At 69.9% G+C, this 18,115-nt stretch carries 19 protein-coding genes; 3 read left to right on the top strand and 16 right to left on the bottom strand.

Translation table 11 applies throughout. The features are described 5' to 3' along the window. Nucleotides 1-35: 35 nt before the first annotated feature. Nucleotides 36-890 (top strand): sterol desaturase family protein, encoded by an 855-nt coding sequence (locus tag VGL85_RS10605; RefSeq protein ID WP_331588873.1) that lies wholly within the window; start codon nt 36-38, stop codon nt 888-890. Here the strand turns inward: VGL85_RS10605 and pheT are convergent. From pheT to VGL85_RS10545, 12 genes are all read right to left on the bottom strand, one after another. Next, nucleotides 874-3,243, bottom strand: a complete 2,370-nt coding sequence (pheT, locus tag VGL85_RS10600) for a phenylalanine--tRNA ligase subunit beta (protein WP_331588871.1) — start codon at nt 3,241-3,243, stop codon at nt 874-876. The two genes, VGL85_RS10605 and pheT, sit on opposite strands and share 17 nt — an antisense overlap. 46 nt (nt 3,244-3,289) lie before the next feature. Then, nucleotides 3,290-4,402, bottom strand: a complete 1,113-nt coding sequence (gene pheS, locus VGL85_RS10595) for a phenylalanine--tRNA ligase subunit alpha (RefSeq protein ID WP_331588869.1) — start codon at nt 4,400-4,402, stop codon at nt 3,290-3,292. Between the two features lie 217 nt (nt 4,403-4,619). After that, the gene (rplT, locus tag VGL85_RS10590) at nt 4,620-4,976 is read right to left on the bottom strand and encodes a 50S ribosomal protein L20 (protein WP_331588867.1); all 357 of its coding nucleotides are present in this window, start codon (nt 4,974-4,976) and stop codon (nt 4,620-4,622) included. Between the two features lie 17 nt (nt 4,977-4,993). Next, nucleotides 4,994-5,194 (bottom strand): 50S ribosomal protein L35, encoded by a 201-nt coding sequence (gene rpmI, locus VGL85_RS10585; protein WP_331588865.1) that lies wholly within the window; start codon nt 5,192-5,194, stop codon nt 4,994-4,996. A 120-nt stretch (nt 5,195-5,314) separates the two neighbouring features. Beyond that, nucleotides 5,315-5,707 (bottom strand): VOC family protein, encoded by a 393-nt coding sequence (locus tag VGL85_RS10580; protein WP_331588863.1) that lies wholly within the window; start codon nt 5,705-5,707, stop codon nt 5,315-5,317. Next, on the bottom strand, nt 5,707-6,378 hold the full coding sequence (gene maiA / locus VGL85_RS10575; protein ID WP_331588861.1) for a maleylacetoacetate isomerase: 672 nt from the start codon (nt 6,376-6,378) through the stop codon (nt 5,707-5,709). Before maiA ends, VGL85_RS10580 begins: the two co-directional genes overlap by 1 nt. Nucleotides 6,379-6,388: 10 nt before the next feature. After that, entirely contained in the window at nt 6,389-7,618 is a 1,230-nt protein-coding gene (locus VGL85_RS10570; protein ID WP_331588859.1) for an MFS transporter, read from the bottom strand. Then, nucleotides 7,615-8,892 carry an MFS transporter gene (locus tag VGL85_RS10565; protein ID WP_331588857.1) on the bottom strand — a complete coding sequence of 426 codons (1,278 nt, stop codon included), beginning with the start codon at nt 8,890-8,892 and terminating at the stop codon, nt 7,615-7,617. Before VGL85_RS10565 ends, VGL85_RS10570 begins: the two co-directional genes overlap by 4 nt. 110 nt (nt 8,893-9,002) lie before the next feature. Then, on the bottom strand, nt 9,003-9,863 hold the full coding sequence (gene bla / locus VGL85_RS10560) for a subclass B3 metallo-beta-lactamase (protein ID WP_331588855.1): 861 nt from the start codon (nt 9,861-9,863) through the stop codon (nt 9,003-9,005). A 131-nt stretch (nt 9,864-9,994) separates the two neighbouring features. Continuing rightward, the gene (infC, locus tag VGL85_RS10555; RefSeq protein WP_331588853.1) at nt 9,995-10,516 is read right to left on the bottom strand and encodes a translation initiation factor IF-3; all 522 of its coding nucleotides are present in this window, start codon (nt 10,514-10,516) and stop codon (nt 9,995-9,997) included. Between the two features lie 135 nt (nt 10,517-10,651). Next, nucleotides 10,652-11,626: a glycosyltransferase family 9 protein gene (locus VGL85_RS10550; protein ID WP_331588851.1), complete on the bottom strand. Its 975-nt coding sequence runs from the start codon at nt 11,624-11,626 to the stop codon at nt 10,652-10,654. Next, entirely contained in the window at nt 11,626-12,819 is a 1,194-nt protein-coding gene (locus VGL85_RS10545) for a glycosyltransferase family 4 protein (protein ID WP_331588849.1), read from the bottom strand. The genes VGL85_RS10550 and VGL85_RS10545 overlap by 1 nt, the downstream gene beginning before the upstream one ends. Nucleotides 12,820-12,879: 60 nt before the next feature. Here VGL85_RS10545 and VGL85_RS10540 point away from each other — a divergent pair, with 60 nt between their 5' ends. Continuing rightward, a complete protein-coding gene (locus tag VGL85_RS10540) occupies nt 12,880-13,632 on the top strand; it encodes an alpha/beta hydrolase (RefSeq protein ID WP_331588847.1) in 753 nt (250 codons plus the stop codon). Between the two features lie 153 nt (nt 13,633-13,785). Here the strand turns inward: VGL85_RS10540 and VGL85_RS10535 are convergent, their stop codons facing one another. The 3 genes from VGL85_RS10535 to VGL85_RS10525 all read right to left on the bottom strand — a co-directional run bounded on the left by VGL85_RS10535 (nt 13,786) and on the right by VGL85_RS10525 (nt 16,891). Continuing rightward, complete coding sequence (locus tag VGL85_RS10535; RefSeq protein WP_331588845.1) at nt 13,786-14,649, bottom strand: SDR family oxidoreductase; 864 nt, start codon at nt 14,647-14,649, stop codon at nt 13,786-13,788. A gap of 1 nt (nt 14,650) precedes the next feature. Then, entirely contained in the window at nt 14,651-15,874 is a 1,224-nt protein-coding gene (locus VGL85_RS10530; RefSeq protein ID WP_331588843.1) for an NAD-dependent epimerase/dehydratase family protein, read from the bottom strand. A gap of 144 nt (nt 15,875-16,018) precedes the next feature. Beyond that, the gene (locus VGL85_RS10525) at nt 16,019-16,891 is read right to left on the bottom strand and encodes a UTP--glucose-1-phosphate uridylyltransferase (protein WP_331588841.1); all 873 of its coding nucleotides are present in this window, start codon (nt 16,889-16,891) and stop codon (nt 16,019-16,021) included. Between the two features lie 263 nt (nt 16,892-17,154). Between VGL85_RS10525 and VGL85_RS10520 the strand changes: the two genes are divergently transcribed. Continuing rightward, complete coding sequence (locus VGL85_RS10520) at nt 17,155-17,436, top strand: hypothetical protein (RefSeq protein WP_331588839.1); 282 nt, start codon at nt 17,155-17,157, stop codon at nt 17,434-17,436. A 101-nt stretch (nt 17,437-17,537) separates the two neighbouring features. On the opposite strand, the gene VGL85_RS10515 is transcribed toward VGL85_RS10520, so the two are convergent. After that, the coding region (locus VGL85_RS10515; RefSeq protein WP_331588837.1) for an SIS domain-containing protein at nt 17,538-18,115 on the bottom strand (578 nt) is incomplete at its 5' end.

Here is an 18,115-nt window from a genome sequence, read left to right as displayed (position 1 = left end):
AGGCCCGCGCCGCCTTGGCGCGTCCGAGGGCCGCGATGGCGCCGCATCTGACCGAGGCCTTGCGCCGGGTCGTCCAGCCGCTGATCGATCAGGCCGGGCCGCTTCTGGCCTGCGCCCTGGCGTTCGCGGCCCTGGCCTGGCTGACCAAGGGCTGGCGTGACGCGCTGCGCAGTGCGCGGGCCGCCGCCGGCGAAGCCCGGATCAACGCCACCATGGTGGTCGTGGACGCCATCGCCACCGGGCCGCTGCTCGCGATCGGCGTCGCCGTCGTGGTGAGCACCCTGGCGAGCCGCGGCCTGCAGCTGGGCAGCGCCCCGCTCTGGGCCTGGATGGGGCGCTGGCCGACCATCGCCGCAGCCGTGGTGGTCGGCGACTTCCTGGGCTATTGGCGCCACCGCGTACAGCACAGCCGCTGGCTGTGGCCGGCGCACGCCGTGCACCACAGCGACCGGCAGCTCACCTGGCTCAGCCTGGAACGCATGCATCCCATCGACCGGGCCGGCACCCTGATGGACATGGTGCTGTTGAGCGCGCTGGGCTTCCCGGTCTGGGCGCTCGCCGCCAACGCCCTGGTTCGCCACTACTGGGGCTATGTGATCCACGCCGACCTGCCCTGGACGTTGGGGCGGGCGAACTGGGTGTTCAACTCGCCGGCCATGCATCGCTGGCACCACGCGCGCGACGTCGAAATCGCCGGCCACAACTTCGCGACCGTCTTCTCGGTCTGGGACCGCGCCTTCGGGACCTACTATCAACCGGGCCCCTGCGCCGCGCCGCTGGGCGTCGACGAAGACCTGGGCGAAGGCGCGCTCGGCCAGTACGCCCACCCGCTCAAGACCTGGCTCGAAGCGGCGCGGATCCCGCGCCCACGTCTCAACTCCGAAGCTTAGCGCCCAGGGCCTTGTCGGCGGCGGCGACGATCCGCTGGGACAGCGCCTCGATCTCCGCGTCCGTCAGCGTCTTCTCGGTCGGCTGGACGGTGACCTCGACGGCGACGGATTTCTGCCCCTCCGGCACGCCCTTGCCCTGGTAGACGTCGAAGACCCGGGCGTCGGCGATCAGCGCCTTGTCGACCCCCAGGATCGGCCGCACCAGATCGCCGGCCGGTGTCATCGAATCCAACAGGAAGGCGAAGTCGCGGCGGAGCGGCATCAGCGGCGACAGGTCAAGCGCGGCCTTGGTCTTGGTGGGCTTCCGCTTGGGCTCCGGGATCGCGCCCAGGTCCAGTTCGAAGGCCAGCATCGGCCCCTCGGCGTCGAGCGCCTTGAGGATGGCGGGATGCAGTTCGCCGAACTCGGCCACGACGGTCCTCGGCCCGAGCTGAAGGCGCGCCGAGCGGCCCGGATGCCACCAGGCCGAGGCCGACCCCTGCGCCACCTGCAGGTTGGGCGCGCCCATCTCCTCCAGCAGGGCCATCAGGTCGGCCTTCAGCGCGAACAGCGGATCGGCCGCCGCGCCAGCCCAGCTCCGGGGCGCGTGCGGCGCGATCACCGCCGCCACCAGGGTCCGCTGGTCGCCCGGCTGGTCGCCGTCGAACACCGGGCCGACCTCGAACAGCGCCGCGTCGGCGAAGCCCTGGCGGGCGTTCCTGGCCGCCGCCTCGATCAGGTTGGGCAGGATCGAGGGGCGCATGCAGGCCAGGTCCGCCGCGATCGGATTGGTCAGCACCAGCCGCTCGTCGCCGCCGCCGAACAGCCTGGCCCACTCGGTGCGCATGAAGCTCCAGGTCACCGCCTCGGCGTAGCCGCGCGCGGCCATGGCGCGGCGCGCGTTGCGCATGCGCTGCTGGCGCACGGTCAGCACCCCGCCGGCTTGGCGTGGCGCCGCCGGCAGGGCCTCGGCCGGCAGGGCGTCGAAGCCCTCGATCCGCGCCACTTCCTCCACCAGGTCGGCCTTTCCCTCGACGTCGCGCCGCCAGGTGGGCGGCTGGACCTGGTCGCCGGAGAGCGTGAAGCCGAGCGTGGTCAGGATCGCGTCGATCTTCGCGGCCGGCACATCGAGGCCGGACAGCTTCTTCACATAGGCCCGGTCGAAGGCGAAGGCGGGCGGCGGCGCGGGCGGGGCGCCGGCCACGCGGATGTCGCAGGCCTCGCCACCGCAGATCTCAAGGATCAGCCGCGTCGCCAGTTCCAGGCCCGGGACCACGAAGCCGGCGTCGACGCCGCGGGCGAAGCGGTATTGGGCGTCCGAGGTCAGCCCCAGGGTGCGGCCGGTCTGGGCCGTGCGGATCGGGTTGAAATAGGCGCTTTCCACGAAGACGTCGGTGGTGGTCTCGCTGACCTTGGTGGATTCCCCGCCCATGACGCCGCCCAGGCCGATGGCGCCCGACGCATCGGCGATCACGCAGACTTCGGGCCCCGCGTCATAGGTCTTGCCGTCCAGGGCCTCGAGCGTCTCGCCCTCGCGGCCCAGCCGCGCCTCGATGAAGCCGCCGGTGAGCTTGGCCGCGTCATAGACGTGCAGCGGCCGGCAGCGGTCGTAGGACATCAGGTTGGTGATATCGACCAGCGCGCTGATCGGCCTGAGGCCCACCGAGGCGAGCTTGCGCTGCAGCCAGTCGGGCGAAGGCCCGTTCTTCACGCCCTTGATCAGCCGCCCGGCGAACATCGGGCAGGCGTCGCCATCGACGCGGATCTCGATCGGCGTCAGGCCCTTGCCGGCCACCGGCGCCACCGAGACGTCCTTCAGCTTGCCGAGGCCGGCCGTCGCCAGGTCGCGCGCGATGCCGACCACGCCCAGCCAGTCGGGCCGGTTGGGCGTCACCTCGAAGTCGATCACCGCCTCCAGGCCGAAGGCCTCGGCGGCCGGTGTCCCCACCGCGAGCGCGCCATCGAGCTCGACGATGCCGTCGGCGTCGGCGTCCACCTCCAGTTCGCGTCCCGAGCAGAGCATGCCGTTGGAGACCACGCCGCGCACCGGCCTGGCCTCCAGGGTGATTCCGGATCCCGGCACATAGGCGCCGATCGGGGCGTAGATCGTGGTCAGCCCGGCCCGGGCGTTGGGCGCGCCGCAGACGATCTCCTTGCGCCCGTCGACCGTGTCGACCTGGCAGACCCGCAGGCGGTCGGCGTTGGGGTGCTGGACCGCTTCCACGACCTTGGCCACGGAGAACCTGGCCAGCTTCGCCGCCGGGTCCTCCACATGCTCGACCTCCAGGCCGGCCATGGTCATGGCGTCGACGACCTCGGCCACCGATGCGGTCGTCTCGAGATGCTCCGTCAGCCAGGAAAGGGTGAACTTCATGGCAAGTCCCTCCCCCTGGGGGAGAGCGACTTATATTCAACGGCCATCAGCTCAGCCCCGTGGCGGTGTTGGGCGCCTGGAAGGCGGAGAAGCCGTAGTGCTCCAGCCAGCGCACGTCGCTCGCGAACATGTCGCGCAGGTCGGGCATGCCGTACTTCAGCATCCCCAGGCGGTCGATGCCGAAGCCGAAGGCGAAGCCCTGCCACTCGTCGGGGTCGAGGCCGCAGTTCCTGAGCACGTTCGGGTGCACCATCCCGCAGCCGACGATCTCCATCCAGTCGCTGCCCTGGCCGATCTTCACGTCGCCGCCGGACCGGTCGCAGCGCACGTCCATCTCGGCGCTGGGCTCGGTGAACGGGAAGTGGTGCGGGCGGAAGCGGGTCTCCACCACCGGCGTCTCGAAGAAGCGGGCGATGAAGGTGTCCAGCGTCCACTTCAGGTGGCCCATGTGGATGGCCCGGTCGATCACCAGGCCTTCCATCTGGTGGAACATCGGCGTGTGGGTCGCGTCGCTGTCCGAGCGATAGGTGCGGCCGGGCACCACGATGCGGATCGGCGGGGCCTGGCTGGTGGCGATCCAGGACGGCAGCTTGTCGTTCTGGCCCTGCAGCATGGTGCGGATCTGCACCGGGCTGGTGTGGGTGCGCAGCACCTTGCGCTCGCCGTTCGCATCCTCGGGCAGCCAGAAGGTGTCGTGCATCTCCCGCGCCGGGTGCTTGGGCGGGAAGTTGAGCGCGGTGAAGTTGTGGAAGTCGTCCTCGATGTCGGGGCCTTCCGCCAGGCCGAAGCCCATCTCGGCGAAGATGGCGATCATCTCGTCCTGCACCTGCATGGTGGGATGGACGCGGCCACGGCGCTCCGGCGGCGGAGGCAGCGTCAGGTCGACCCGCTCGGCGGCCAGCTTGGCGTCGAGTTCGGCGGCCTCCAGCGCCGCCTTCTTCTCAGCGATGGCGCCGGAGATACGGTCGCGCAGCCCGTTGATCAGCGGCCCGCGTTCGCGCCGCTCGTCGGGGCTCATCGAGCCCAGGGTCTTGAGCAGCTCGGAGATCGAGCCGGACTTGCCCAGCGCGGCCACGCGCACGGCTTCCAGGGCGGCCATGTCGGCGGCCCCGGCGACAGCGGCCGAGAGCTCGGCCTCGAGGTTCGAAAGATCGGTCATGTGGGCGGTGTCCTAGAGCACTTTCATCCACTCCGTCATCCCCGGGCTTGTCCCGGGGACCCATACGCGCCGACACGTCAGACGAAATCGCGGGCGGCAGTGTTCATGGGTGGCCGAGACAAGCCCGGCCATGACGATCGAAACCGGACAGCAAAAAGCCCTCCGGCGGTTCGGCCGAAGGGCTTCGAGATTGCTTCAGGGCCGAAGCCCTACGCGATCAAGCCAGCGCGGCGCGAACCTTGTCGGCGATGGCCTTGAAAGCGGCTGGATCGGCGCCGGCGATATCGGCGAGGACCTTGCGGTCCATTTCGATCCCGGCCTTCTCAAGGCCGTGGATAAATCGGGCGTAGGTCAGGCCTTCGACGCGGGCGGCCGCGTTGATCCGCTGGATCCAGAGCGAGCGGAACTGACGCTTGCGGACCTTGCGGTCGCGGTAGGCGTACTGGCCGGCCTTATCCACCGCGGCCTTGGCCGTGCGGATGGTGTTCTTGCGCCGCCCGTAGAAGCCCTTGGCTTGCTCCAGGACCTTCTTGTGCTTGGCGTGGGCGACAACGCCCCTCTTAACGCGTGCCATCTGTCAGAACTCCCGGATCAAAGGCCGTAGGGCAGGAAGAGCTTGATGATCTTGGCGTCGGCCTCGCTCATCACCTTCGTGCCACGGTTCTGACGGATGTACTTGGCGTTGTGGGACAGGAGGCGGTGGCGTTTGCCAGCCACACCGGCCTTGATCTTCCCAGACGCCGTCAGTTTGAAGCGCTTCTTCACGCCCGACTTGGTCTTCAGTTTCGGCATTTCACTGCGGAGCCCGAGAGCCCCGTCCTCTGGTGTATTGATGAGCCGCCCTGGCATGCCATGGGCCAGGCGGCTCCGAAGGGTGGGGCTGATACGCGAAACCCTTCGCGAAAGCAAGGGTCAGGGGCCGTCCTGGCGCAGGCCCTCGCGCCGCTCGCCCACGTGCCACAGAACGCCCGAGGGATCGATCAGATAGGCGACCCGCATGTGCCAGGGCTGCAGCGCCGGCGCCTTGGGCGGGCGCACCCCGAAGTTGGCCGGAAGGTCCAGGGCTTCGATGTGCGCCCACCAGGCGTCGAGATCGTCCACGATCAGCTGCATGACCGCGTTCTCCGCCCAGTCGGCCACATAGTAGTTCTGCAGGATGAAGCCGCCGGCTCCGCCACAGGAGAAGATGGCGATCACGTCGTCCAGCAGGATCTCGAAGCCCAGCGCCCGGTAGAACCGCTTGGAGAGCTCGAAGTCCTTGGCCGGCAGGAACGGCCTGACCGCGGTGACGTCGGGGGCGGACATCAGGAGGCCCTCCGCGGGGCGCCAAGCTGGCGCGAGGGGTGGGCGCGGGCGAAGGCGTCGAGCGTCTCGCAGGCGGCGGTGATCCGGGCCACGGTCGGATAAGGCGCCAGGTCGACGCCCAGGGTCCTGGCCGGAACCGCCAGGCTGCCGAGGCAGAGGTCGGCGAAAGTCGGCGCCTGCCCGTGGCAGAAGGCGCCGGTGGCCGGATCGCGCGCCAGCCGCGTCTCCAGCGCCGAGAGGCCGCGGCCGATCCAGTGGCCGCCCCAGGCGCGGAAACCGGCGGCGTCGAGCCCGACCTGTTCGATGAGATAGGTCCGCACGCGCGGCACGATCAGCGGATGGGTGTCGGCGACGATGAGGGCGCAGATCGAGCGCACCCGGGCGCGGGCGGCGAGGTCGGCGGGCAGCAGCGGCGGCTCGGGGAACCGCTCCTCCAGATACTCCAGGATCGCCATGGACTGGGTGAGCGCCGGGGCGTCGTCCACGATCAGCGCCGGGACCGCGCCCTCCGGGTTCACCGCCAGGAAGTCGGGCGCGAACTGATCGCCGGCGTCGAGGTCGAGCGCGACCTCCTCGGCCGCCAAGCCCTTGAGCGCCAGCGCCACGCGCACCCGATAGGTCGCCATCGACCGCCAGAAGCCGTAGAGCCGAAGCTTCGGTGTGTCGGTCATGGCGGCCTCCTCAGGCGATCATGTGGACGCGTTTGCGGACCTCGCCCGCGAACCATAGGCCAGGCACGATCAGCAGCGCCGCCGAGGCGAACGGCGCGCCGGGCGCTATGCTGGAGAACAGCCAGCCGGCGAACACCGGCCCACCGATGCGGGCCAGCGCCATGCCGCTCATGTTCAGCCCCAGCATCTCGCCCTGGCGGTCCGGCGGCGCGGCCTGGGAGATCAGCGCGGTCAGGTTCGGGAAACAGATCGACTGGCCGATGCAGACGAAGGCGAAACCAAGGATCGCCACCTCCCAGACCGGCGACAGCCCCTGGGTCACCAGGCCGAGGCCCATGAACACCAGCCCGCCGGTCAGGGTCTTCGCCTCGCCGAACCGGCGCACCAGCCGGCCCGACAGATAGCCCTGGCAGAACGCGCCCAGCAGGCCGATACCCATGAAGGCCAGGCCGATCTCCTTCGGCCCCCAGCCGAACCGCGCCTGGGTCCAGAGGCCATAGGTCGCCTCGATGCCGGCGAAGCCGATCACCACGATGAAGCTGATCAGCAGGATGCGGCCGATCACCATATGGGCGAAGGCGTCCTTCAGCCCCTCGATCCGCGGCCGCTGCCGGTGATGGGCGTTGGGCTCCGGCCGGCTCTCGCGCACCAGGACCAACACCGCCAGCGCCGAGGCCGCCGCGAAGCCCGCCGCCACCAAGAGCGGCAGCTGGGAGCCCAGCGCGCCCCGGCTGGGCTGGGCCAGCAGGCCGCCGATCGCCGGGCCGGTGGTGAAACCGGCGCTGAAGGCCGCGCCCATGATCCCCATGCGGCTCGCCCGCCGCTCCGGGGGAGTGATGTCGGCCATGGCGCCCTGCAGGGTGGAGATGTTTCCGGCGAACACCCCGTTCATGAAGCGGATGGCGAAGGCGGCCGCGATGTTCGGCGCGAAGGCCAGCGCCGCATAGCTCGCCGCCACCAGGCCGATGGTGATGATCAGCACCGGCTTGCGCCCGATCCGGTCGGAGAGGCGGCCCCAGAACGGCTCGCCGATGAACTGGCCGACCGAGAAGGCCGAGAACAGCAGGGTCACCTGCCAGGCCGGCGCATCGAAGGCCTTGGCGAAGAACGGCAGGAGCGGGATCACCAGGCCGAAGCCGGCGATCATCAGGTAGATGACGCTCAACAGCACGATCAGCGCGCGGCGTTCCTCCTGCGGGGTCATGCTGTGGGCGGCCCGATTCTCGGGGGAATGGCTCAATGGCCCGCTCCCAGCTCGGCGCTGGAGTCGGACACCGGCTCTTCGCCGACATGGCCCTGGACGGTGCGCGGCGGCGCCCGGCGCGCGGCGCTGATCGCCAGGAAGATGGCCGGGAAGACGATCATCCCGCCCTGCCAGAACGGCGCGTTGATGCTGATCCCGGCGAAGGTCAGGCTCGCCGCCAGCGGCCCGACGAACCGGGCGAACGAGCCGCAGGCGTTGTTGAGGCCCAGGATCTGGCCCTGGCGGTGCGGGTCGGCGGTGCGCGAGATCAGGGCGCCGACGTTCGGCCAGGCCACCGACTGGCCGATGGCGGTGACACACATCAAGGCCGTCGTCATCGGCAGGCCGGTGGAGAACGGCTGCAGGGCCGAGGCGCTGGCGTTGACCGCCATGCCGATGGCCAACATGCGGCCTTCGCCGAACCGCTCCGACAGCGGACCGGTGACGAAGAACTGGGTGAACGCCGCCACCGCGCCCACGGCGGCGAAGCAGACGCTGATCTGCCTGGGGCCCCAGCCGAACCGGGTCAGCCCCCAGAGGCCGAACTGGCTCTCGATGCCGGTGAAGGCGCAGCCGACCAGGAAGGTCAGCAGCATCAGCCGCCCGATCACCGGGTTGCGCACCGCATCGCCCACCGCCGCCCAGCGGCTGGGCCTGTGGCTGAAGGAGGTGTCGCGCACCCGGCTCTCACGGATCACCAGGATGACCGCCGTGACCGCCAGCGCCGACAGGCCCGAGGCGATGAACATCGGGATGCGGAAGCCGATCGGCCCCATGTGGGTGTTGGCGAAAGCGCCGCCGACCGCGGGGCCCACGATCATGCCGACGTTCCAGGCCGCGCCCTGGCGCGACAGCATCCGCGCGCGCCGCTCGGGCGGGGTCACGTCGGCGATGTAGCCCTGCACGACGGCGCCGTTGCCGCTCATCAGCCCGCCCAGGAAGCGGATCACGAAGGCGGCCATCACATTGGGCGCGAAGGCCAGCGCCAGGTAGCAGAGCACATTGCCGCTGATCGTCGAGATCAACAGCGGCTTGCGCCCATAGCGGTCGGACAGGCGGCCCCAGAACGGCTCGCCGAAGAAGCCGCCCATGGAATAGGCCGAGAAGATCAGGCTGATCTGCCAGGGCGCGGCGTTCATCGACTTGGCGAAGAAGGGCAGCAACGGGACGATGATCCCGAAGCCCAGCATGTTGATGAAGATGACGCCGATCAGCGACGGCGCAGCCCACGGGGACGGCGCAGACGCCTCCCGGGGCGCGGTGTCGGACATGGCCCGTGACCTAGGCCCGCGCCCAACCCACGGCAAGGCTCAGGCGAGCAACGTTCGTCCGTTCGCGACGAAGCGTTGGCCAGCGGCCACAGTGCGCAGCGGTGAAAGCCCTAGGGGTTCTGCTTCTTGAGCTCGGCCCGGAAGGCGGCTTCGGCCTTGTCGAAGAAGGCCTTGCAGCCGTCGGGGTCGACGAAGGCGTCGGTCTGGCCCGCGTCCAGCTTGGCCTTCTTCGCATGCATGTCGAAGAAGCTGCCGTGGGCGGCGACGAACACTTCGCAGGGCAGGGTCTTCAGGGTGGCGAAGGTCTTCTCGTAGTCCGCCGTCTGGCCGGGGTAGGTCTCGGTCTTGCCGAGCTTGTAGCCGGGCAGCACCGAGGCCGAGCAGAAGTCGAGCGCCTGGCGCGTCTTGCCGGCCACGGTCACCGGGAAGGTCCAGGTGGTGCAGCCCGGCGTATGGCCGGCGGTGACGTGGGCGGTCAAAGTCATCCCGCCCAGCCGCACCTTGTCGCCGTCCTTGACGATCACGTCGGGCTTCACCGGCTCATAGGTGAAGCGGTCGCCCTTCAGGAAGGGATCGCCCCGGCCGCCGGCGGCGATGATCGCCCCGTCCTTGGCGCTGGCGTAGAACTTCACGTCGGGCGCGGCGGCCCGCCTGATCGCCGCCAGGCCGGCGGCGTGGTCGAAGTGCTGGTGGGTGCTAAGCAGCACCTTGATCTTCTTCGGGTCGAACCCGAGGGCCTTGATGTTGGCCACCACCTGCGGCCCCACCGGCTTGTCGCCGCCGTCGATGACGATCAGCCCGGCCTTGGTGACGATCAGGTAGGAGGAATAGTCGTTGGCGCCGACGTAATAGAGCTGGTCGGCGATCTTGAACGGCGGATAGGGCGCGGCCGGATCGTCGGCTGCCCGGACAGGGGCGGAAACGAAAACGGCCGCCGTGAAGGCGACCGAAGCGAGCGTCAGCGTTTTCATGTTTCCCCCGTCGTCATCCCTGGCCTTGCGCCGGGGACCCATAACCACCGAGCGTGGACGTCTTGGCACTATCGGAGCGTATGGATGGCCGGGACAAGCCCGGCCATGACGGAAGGGATTGTGGGCGGTTCCTAGCGCGGCGCCAGGATCATGATCATCTGGCGGCCTTCCATGCGCGGCTCGTACTCGACCTTGGCCACCGGCTCGAAGTCGACCTTCACCTGCTGCAGGAGCTTCATGCCGAGTTCCGGGTGCGCCAGTTCGCGGCCGCGGAAGCGCAGGGTCACCTTCACCTTGTCGCCTTCCTCGAAGAAGCGGTGCATCGAGCGGGCCTTCACATCGTAGTCGTGGGTGTCGATGTTCGGGCGCAGCTTGATCTCCTTGATCTCCTGCACCTTTTGCCGCTTGCGCGCCTCGTTCTTCTTCTTCTGCTCCTGGAACTTGAACTTGCCGTAGTCCAGGATCTTGCAAACGGGCGGATCCGCCGTGGGGACGATCTCCACCAGGTCCAGGCCGGCTTCCTCGGCGGCCTCCAGGGCGGAGGAGGTTGGCATCACGCCTTGCTTCTCGCCGTTCTGATCGATGAGCAGGACGCGAGGAACGCGGATGTCGTCGTTGATGCGGAGGCCGTCCTTGACGGGCGGCGTGTTCATGGGGCGGCGAATAGGCGGGGCTCCTGTGGCTGTTGCAGAGATCTGGAGTTCAAAATGCAGAAACGGGAGGCGCGAACGCATCCCGTTGCTTCGAAGATTATATGATTTAGCGCCCTCAGGCTATCAAGGCGCTCCTTAAGGTTGCGGCAGCACGGAAGCGGCCGCCTGCGCCACTTTCGCCACAGGCAGATCGGCCAGTTTTTCGGCCTGCAAAACCGCCACCTTGCCGCGCGGCGCCGAGAGCGTCGGGTCCGACGCGCCCGAGAACAGGACCACCGTCGGCGCGCCGGCCGCCGCCGCCAGGTGCAGCGGGCCGGTGTCGTTGCCGACCGCCAGCGCCGCGCGGGCGCCCAGCCGGGCGATGGAGGCGAAGTCGGTGCGGCCGGTCAGGTCGCGGGTGCGCGGCGCGGCCCGCTGGATCTGCTGGGCGAGGGTGGTCTCCTGCGGCCCGCCGATCACCACGATGTCCAGGCCGCGCGCATAGAGGATGCGGGCGAGTTCGCCGTAGCGCTCCACCGGCCAGCGCTTCTCCGGCCGATGCGCCGAGCCGCCCGGCACGAACAGGGCGTAGGGCTTGTTGGTCGCCGCCCCGGGGATCGGCCGGCCGGCTTCGTCGGTCAGCACCCAGGAAAGGTCCGGCCCGGGCGCGGCGCCGGCTTCGGTCGGCGCGTCCGGCCAGACGCCGGCGTACATCAATTGGTCGGCCTGCCGCTCCAAGGTGTGCATGTGGTTGCGCATCGGGTTCTTGTGCGGCAGCGAGCAGCCGAACGCGACGCCCGACCAGGTCGGCGGGGCCGGCCGCAGGACCTGGAAGATGCGATTGGTCTGGCTGGACGTCTGCAGGTCGTAGACCCGCGAATAGCCCGCCGCGCGCAGGCGCGCGCGCAGGGCCATCCACTGGGCGAAGCCCTCGGGCCGCCCGTCGGTCTCCACGGCGTTGAAATAGGGCGAGGCCTTGGCCAGGGCCGCGAACGGTGGCGTGGTGAGCAGGGTGATGTGCGCCTTGGGGTGCGCCTGGCGGATGTGCTTCATCGCCGCCAGCGCCAGGACGAAGTCGCCAAGCGCCGACAGCTTGATGACCAGGATCTTCTCGACCGTGCGGCGGGGCATCAGGCGTCGATCCCTGAGGAGGATCCCGAAAGCCCGCGGGCCTGCAGCACCTGTTCGTAGGCGGCGAGGGTCGCGGCGCACATGGCGTCGACCCGATAGAGCTGGCGCGTGCGGTTCATGCCGGTCTGGCCCATCTCGGCGCGCCGGCCAGGGCCAAGCTCGATGGCGCTGGTCATGGCCGCGGCCCAGGCGTCCGGTTGTTCGGGGGCGACCAGCCAGCCGGTGAGCCCGTCGACCACCGTCTCGGTCGTGCCCCCGTGGTTGGAGGCGATCACCGGGCGGCCCATGGCCTGGGGCTCCACGGCGGCGCGGCCGAAGCTCTCCGGCACGGTGGTGGGCAGGATGGCGACGTCGGCCAGCAGATAGGCGGCCGGCATGTCGTCGCAGTGGCCGACGATGCGGACCTGGTCGTCCAGGCCCGCCGCCGCGATCGCGCCCCTGAGCTCGTCCAGGTAGTCGCTGCGCCCCTGGTCGTCGCCGGCGAACAGGATGAGGAAATCCTCGCGCCCCTGCGCCTTCATCTGCGCGGCGGCGGCGATGATCGTCAGGTGGCCCTTGATGCGGGTCAGCCGCCCGGCCAGCAGGAAGCGGGTGCGCCCGTCGCGCGCCGCGATGCCCCAGGCCTCGCGCAGCGCCGCCACCCGGTCGGGCGTCACCCAGGAAGGATTGAAGCGGTCCAGATCCACCCCGCGCGGGATGGAGACCACCTTGTCCGGATCGACCCTGTGCTCGGCCAGCACGTGGGCGCGGGTGTAGTCGGAGTTGGCGATCACCAGGTCGCCGCGGGTCATCACCGCATTGTACCAGCGCTTCAGGCTGCTCTGGGCCTTGTAGACCCCGTGATAGGTGGCGACGAAGGGCGTGTCGGTGGTGCGCGCGGCCCACAGCGCGGCGAAGGCCGGCGCGCGGCTCCTGGCATGGACAAGGCTCACCTTCTCAGTGCGGATCAGGTCGGTGAGGCGCGCGGCGTTGCCCAGCATCACCAGCGGGTTCTTCGACTGCACCGGCATCTGCGCCAGGCGCGCCCCGTCGCTCTCCAGCCGTGCGGTCATCCGCCCGCCGCGCGTGGCCACCAGCGCCCGGCCGCCGGCCGCGATCACCGCGCGCGCCACGTCGATCGTCGTCTGCTCGGCGCCGCCGGTCTCCAGCTCCGGGACGACCTGCAGAAGGGTGAAATCAGGGGGTAGAGCCACGACGCCTGTCTACGCCGAAACGGGATGGCGTAAAGACCGCCGCGCGCTATCAGTCGACGGATGACCGAAACGAGTGGAAAGCTGGGCCGCAGCGACGGCGAACAGCTGGCCTGGCGCCGCGTGACGGGCCGCGGGCCGACCCTCGTCTGGCTGGGCGGGTTCCGCTCGGACATGACCGGGACCAAGGCGCAGGCCTTGTCGGACTGGGCGCTGGCGAGCGGCCACGCCTGCCTGCGCTTCGACTATCTGGGCCACGGCGAATCCAGCGGCGACTTCCAGGCCAAGGGGACCATCAGCCGCTGGCGCGAGGATGCGCTGGCGGTGATCGACGACCTCACCGAAGGGCCGCTGGTGCTGGTGGGCTCTTCCATGGGCGGCTGGATCGCCTGCCTGGCGGCCATGGCGCGGCCCGAGCGGATCGCGGCGATGGCGCTGATCGCGCCTGCGCCCGACTTCACCGAGAAGCTGATGGCGCCGGAGATTCCGCTGGACGGCCGCGCGGACCTGGCCGCGCACGGCGTGTGGCTGCGGCCCTCCGAATATGGCGATCCCTATCCGATCACCCGCGCCCTGCTGGAGGACGGCGCCCGCTGGTCGATCCTGGGTTCCGAGCCCGTGCCGATCGAGGTCCCGGTGCGCATCCTGCAGGGCGGCGAAGACCCCGACGTCCCCTGGCGCCACGCCCTGGAACTGGCGCTGGCGATCAAGGGGCAGGACGTGACCTTCACCCTGATCAAGGACGGCGACCACCGCCTGTCACGGCCGCAGGACATCGCGCGTTTGCTGGCGGTGGTTTCGGAACTGGCGGGCTAGATATCGAGTGTCATCCCGGAAAGCGCGCAGCGCTTGTCCGGGACCCATGCATACCGTGCTTCAGGATGAACTGCGGTGTCGCCGCCGTGATCCTTGCCGGAACGCGGAGTCTATGGGTCCCGGTCTTCGCCTGCGGCGAAACCGGGATGCCACTTAGGGGACTTCCGCCGCCAGGATCGCGGCCAGGCCTTCGCGATAGGTCGGATAGGCCGGCCGCCAGCCGAGTTCGGCCTTGGCGCGGGCGTTCGAGACCCGCTTGCTCTCGGCGTAGAAGCGCCGGGCGGCCTCGGGCAGCCTGACCTCGGCCAGCGGGACCTCCGGCGGCGGCGTCATGCCCAGCAGCCTGGCGGCATGGGCGATCACCTCGCTGTTCGAACAGGGCTCGTCGTCACAGAGGTTGTAGATCCCCTGGGCGCGCGGGCGGGCGATGGAGGCTTCCAGCCCCGCCGCCAGATCGTCCATGTGGATGCGCGAGAACACCTGGCCGGGCGCGGCGATGCGGCGGGCGTCGCCGGCGCGCAGCCGGTCGAAAACCGAGCGGCCGGGGCCATAGATGCCGGCCAGGCGGAAGACGGTCACCGTCAGCCCCATGCCGCGGCCGACTTCCAGCCAGTCGCGCTCGGCGCCCACCCGGCGCGCGCCCTCGACGGACTGGGCCGCCAGCGGGCTCGTCTCGTTCACCCAGCCGCCGCGCCGGTCGCCATAGACCCCGGTGGTCGAGATGTAGCCGATCCAGTCCGGGAAGGCCTTGGCGCGGGCCAGCGCCGGGATCAGCAGGCGCAGGGCAGGGCACCCCTCGGCGTCCGGTGGCGAACTGACCAGGATCGCGCGGGCTTCGGCGACCGCGCGGGTCAGTTCGCGCTGGTTCCCTGCCGGGACCGCATTCACCCCCTCCACATCCAGGCGGGCCGTGGCGGCGGGATGGCGGATGGTGGCCGCAACGCTCCAGCCTTGCGGCATCAGGCGATGGGCGAGCGCGCGGGCCGAGTAGCCGTAGCCGAAGGCCAGCAGCCGCAATTTATTCCGCGGCCATCACGCCGACCCCGACCTCGCCCATGGACGGCGCCGTGGCGGCGGCCCGTTCGGCGTTCCAGCAGGAGACGCAGGGGATTTTCGACAGGTCCGCCCGGTGGGCGTAGCGGCGGGCGATCTCGGCGATCTCGAGCAACAGGCCGTCCTCCAGGGTGATCGGCTCCAGGCCCAGCGCCAGCAGGCGGCGGTTCTCGACCACCAGGTCGTTCTCGTCGGCTTCTTCGCGCGGATTGCTCAGGTGTTCAATGGCCGCGCCGGTCAGCCGCGAAACCATCTGGGCCAGATCGCGCACCCGCCAGCACTCGGTCATCTGGTTCATCACCTTGACCCGCTCGCCCCGCGCCGGCGGGTTCGCGAGGGCCAGTTCGATGCAGCGCACGGTGTCCTGGATGTTGATGAAGGCCCGGGTCTGGCCGCCGGAGCCGTGGACGCTCAGCGGGTAGCCCGCCGCCGCCTGCATCAGGAAGCGGTTCAGCACCGTGCCGTAGTCGCCGTCGTAGTCGAAGCGGTTGATCAGTCGCGGGTCCGCCCGGGTCTCGGCGGTCTGGGCGCCCCAGACGATGCCCTGGTGCAGGTCGGTGATCCGAAGGCGGTCGTTGCGCGCATAGAACTGGAAGGCCAGCGCGTCCTGGGTCTTGGTCAGGTGGTAGATGGAGCCCGGGTTGGCCGGATAGAGGATCTCGCGCGCCGTCCAGCCCTCCGCGGTCTCCACCTTGACGGTAAGATAGCCCTCGGGGATCGCCGCGCCGGCGCAGCCGTAGCCGTAGACCCCCATGGTGCCGAGGTGCGCCAGGTGGATGTCGAGCCCGCTTTCGACGATGGCCGCCAGGATGTCGTGGGTGGCCCCGACGTTGCCGCCGACCGTGTAGCGCTTGTGCTCGGCCGACTTCATCGAATAGGGGGCGGCGCGCTGTTCGGCGAAGTGGACGACGGCGTCGGGGCGGAAATCGCCAAGCAGGGCGACCAGCGCCTCGAAGTCGCGCCCGACGGTGAGGTCGTGGGCGGCTATCGTCCGGCCCGAGACGTCTTCCCAGGCGGCCAGGCGGATTGCGAGCGGCTCTATGGGCGTGAGCGAGGCGGCGCCCAATTCGCGGTCGATCCGCCGGCGTGCGCCGTTGTCGACGATCGCGACCTCATGCCCGCGGGCGGAAAGGTGCAGCGAGGTGGGCCAGCCGCAGAAGCCGTCGCCGCCGAGGATCAGAACGCGCATCGTGTGCTCCGTTCATCGTCCCCCGCCGAACGGCTAACGCAGGGAACGCCGGTCCGCCAATCGAATCTGCGTCAGCCGACCGCAGGCCCTTGGGCTAGGCGCCCAATGCGACGGTGCTGTGAACGCACGGGAACGGCGCCGGTTCTAGAGCAGGGCCCTGATCGCCGCGCGGGCCTCGTCGGCGAGCTCCGGGCGGGCGAGCGCAAAGGCCAGGTTGGCGCGCAGGAGGCCGATCTTGTCGCCGCAGTCGTAGGTGGTCCCCTCGTACTCCAGGGCGTGGAAATCCTGGCGTTTCATCAGGGTCGCCATGCCGTCGGTGAGCTGGATCTCGCCGCCTGCGCCGCGCGGCTGGGTCTGCAGGATCTCGAAGATGTCCGGCTGCAGGATGTAGCGGCCGGAGATGAACAGGTTCGAGGGCTCGGTCCCCAGCGGCGGCTTCTCCACCATGCCGGTCATGCGGTTCAGCCGCCCGTCCTGGCCGTCGAGCGCGACGATGCCGTACTTGTGGGTTTCGCCTGCCGGCGCGGGCTCCACGACCACCACATTGCCGCCGGTCCGCTCGTAGGCCGCCACGGCCTGGGCCAAGGCGGGCGGGTTCGCGGCCATCAGCATGTCGGGCAGCATCACCGCGAAGGGCTCGTCGCCGATCACGTCGCGGGCGCACCAGACCGCGTGGCCCAGGCCCAGGGGCGCCATCTGGCGGATGAAGCTCATCTGGCCCGGTTCGCCCAGGTCGCGGCGCACCTCGGCCAGGATGTCGGCCTTGCCCTTGGCCTCCAGCGCGCCCTCGATCTCCGGGGCGGCGTCGAAGTAGTCCTCGATCGCGCCCTGGCCGCGGCCGACGATGAAGACGAAGTGCTCGATGCCCGCCGCGCGCGCTTCCTCGACCACATAGGACAGGATCGGCCGGTCCACGACGTTGAGCAGGTTTTTCGGCGTGGTCTTGGCGCCGGGCAGCACCCGGGTGCCCAAGCCCGCCACCGGCAGCACCGCCTTGCGCACCCGCTTGCCCGTCATCGCTGGTTCCTTTTCGCCTGATCGCACGCCGAATCGGGGACTTTCAAAAGGCCCTTCCGTTCGGCGCGTAACGGCTGTTCCGCGGACCTGACCGGCCCATGCCTGAGTGTCTGGCTAGCGGACGCCGCTCTTGAAATCCACAGCGGCAGCGACGAAAAATCGCACCGGACGCACGATCACGATTTCGGGAATTCACGAAGCCGTGTAAGAGTCGCCCATTGTCGGGGGGATCGTCCTCCATTGTCCTCCAGGGGAGCCTTTCCATGAAGCTGCGTATCATCACTTCGGTCGCCGTCGCCGCCGGCCTCGCTCTGAGCCTGTCCGCCTGCCAGAAGAAGGCCGACGACGCTGCTGCGGCTCCGGCCGCTGACTCCGCCGCCGCGGCCCCGGCCGCAGCGACCCCGCCGGCCGCCGACGCCTCGGCGACCGCTCCGGCCGCCGCTCCGGCCGCTGGCGCTCCGGCTGACGCCTCGGCGGCTCCGGCTGCTCCGGCCGCGACTCCGCCGGCCACCGGCGCGATGTCGTCGACCGCTCCGAAGAAGTAAGTTTCCGGCCCTCAAGGGTCTGAACTGGCGCGGCCGCCTCCTCACGGGGGCGGCCGTTGTCGTTTCCGCCTCTCCCGCTCGCTGCACGGATGCGGGGCGTCCTATTCCACCGTCACCGACTTGGCGAGGTTGCGGGGCTGGTCCACGTCGGCGCCCTTCTGGACGGCGACGTAATAGGCCAAGAGCTGGATCGGGGCCGACATGACCAGGGGCGCGATCAAGGGGTCGCTCTTCGGCGCCGTCACCACCACGCGGGCGCCCTTCGGCGCCTGGTTCTCACCCTCGGGGTCGGTGATGAACACCACCTGGCCGCCGCGCGCCATCACCTCGCTCATGTTCGAGGCCGACTTCTCGAAATAGCTGTCGAAGGGCGCCAGGATCACGATCGGGGTGTTCTCGTCGACCAGGGCGATCGGCCCGTGCTTGAGCTCGCCGGCGGCATAGCCCTCGGCGTGGATGTAGCTGATTTCCTTCAGCTTCAACGCACCTTCCAGGGCCAGAGGATACATCGGCCCGCGGCCCAGGAACAGGACGTCGCGCGCCTTGGCGATCTCGGCGGCCACCGCCTTCACCGAGTCTTCCAGGTTGATCGACTCGGCGATCAGCCTGGGCGCGCCCAGCAGCACGCGGACCAGCCGCTGCTCTTCGGCCGCATCGATCCGGCCCCGCGCGCGGGCCG

The sequence above is a fragment of the Phenylobacterium sp. genome, from assembly GCF_036501465.1.
Taxonomy (GTDB): Bacteria; Pseudomonadota; Alphaproteobacteria; order Caulobacterales; family Caulobacteraceae; genus Phenylobacterium.
The sequence above is the reverse complement of the archived record's forward strand: the minus strand, read 5'-3'. Positions and strand labels throughout refer to the sequence as shown.

Excerpts from the sequence above, each read along its gene's own strand:
- VGL85_RS10525 (WP_331588841.1), bottom strand. The coding sequence starts at position 16,891 with ATGACGGGCAAGCGGGTGCGCAAGGCGGTGCTGCCGGTGGCGGGCTTG.
- pheT (WP_331588871.1), bottom strand. The coding sequence starts at position 3,243 with ATGAAGTTCACCCTTTCCTGGCTGACGGAGCATCTCGAGACGACCGCA.
- bla (WP_331588855.1), bottom strand. The coding sequence starts at position 9,863 with ATGAAAACGCTGACGCTCGCTTCGGTCGCCTTCACGGCGGCCGTTTTC.
- VGL85_RS10580 (WP_331588863.1), bottom strand. The coding sequence starts at position 5,707 with ATGTCCGCCCCCGACGTCACCGCGGTCAGGCCGTTCCTGCCGGCCAAG.
- rpmI (WP_331588865.1), bottom strand. The coding sequence starts at position 5,194 with ATGCCGAAACTGAAGACCAAGTCGGGCGTGAAGAAGCGCTTCAAACTG.
- infC (WP_331588853.1), bottom strand. The coding sequence starts at position 10,516 with ATGAACACGCCGCCCGTCAAGGACGGCCTCCGCATCAACGACGACATC.
- VGL85_RS10520 (WP_331588839.1), top strand. The coding sequence starts at position 17,155 with ATGAAGCTGCGTATCATCACTTCGGTCGCCGTCGCCGCCGGCCTCGCT.
- VGL85_RS10540 (WP_331588847.1), top strand. The coding sequence starts at position 12,880 with ATGACCGAAACGAGTGGAAAGCTGGGCCGCAGCGACGGCGAACAGCTG.
- maiA (WP_331588861.1), bottom strand. The coding sequence starts at position 6,378 with ATGACCGACACACCGAAGCTTCGGCTCTACGGCTTCTGGCGGTCGATG.
- VGL85_RS10565 (WP_331588857.1), bottom strand. The coding sequence starts at position 8,892 with ATGTCCGACACCGCGCCCCGGGAGGCGTCTGCGCCGTCCCCGTGGGCT.
- VGL85_RS10530 (WP_331588843.1), bottom strand. The coding sequence starts at position 15,874 with ATGCGCGTTCTGATCCTCGGCGGCGACGGCTTCTGCGGCTGGCCCACC.
- pheS (WP_331588869.1), bottom strand. The coding sequence starts at position 4,402 with ATGACCGATCTTTCGAACCTCGAGGCCGAGCTCTCGGCCGCTGTCGCC.
- rplT (WP_331588867.1), bottom strand. The coding sequence starts at position 4,976 with ATGGCACGCGTTAAGAGGGGCGTTGTCGCCCACGCCAAGCACAAGAAG.
- VGL85_RS10605 (WP_331588873.1), top strand. The coding sequence starts at position 36 with ATGGCGCCGCATCTGACCGAGGCCTTGCGCCGGGTCGTCCAGCCGCTG.
- VGL85_RS10550 (WP_331588851.1), bottom strand. The coding sequence starts at position 11,626 with ATGCCCCGCCGCACGGTCGAGAAGATCCTGGTCATCAAGCTGTCGGCG.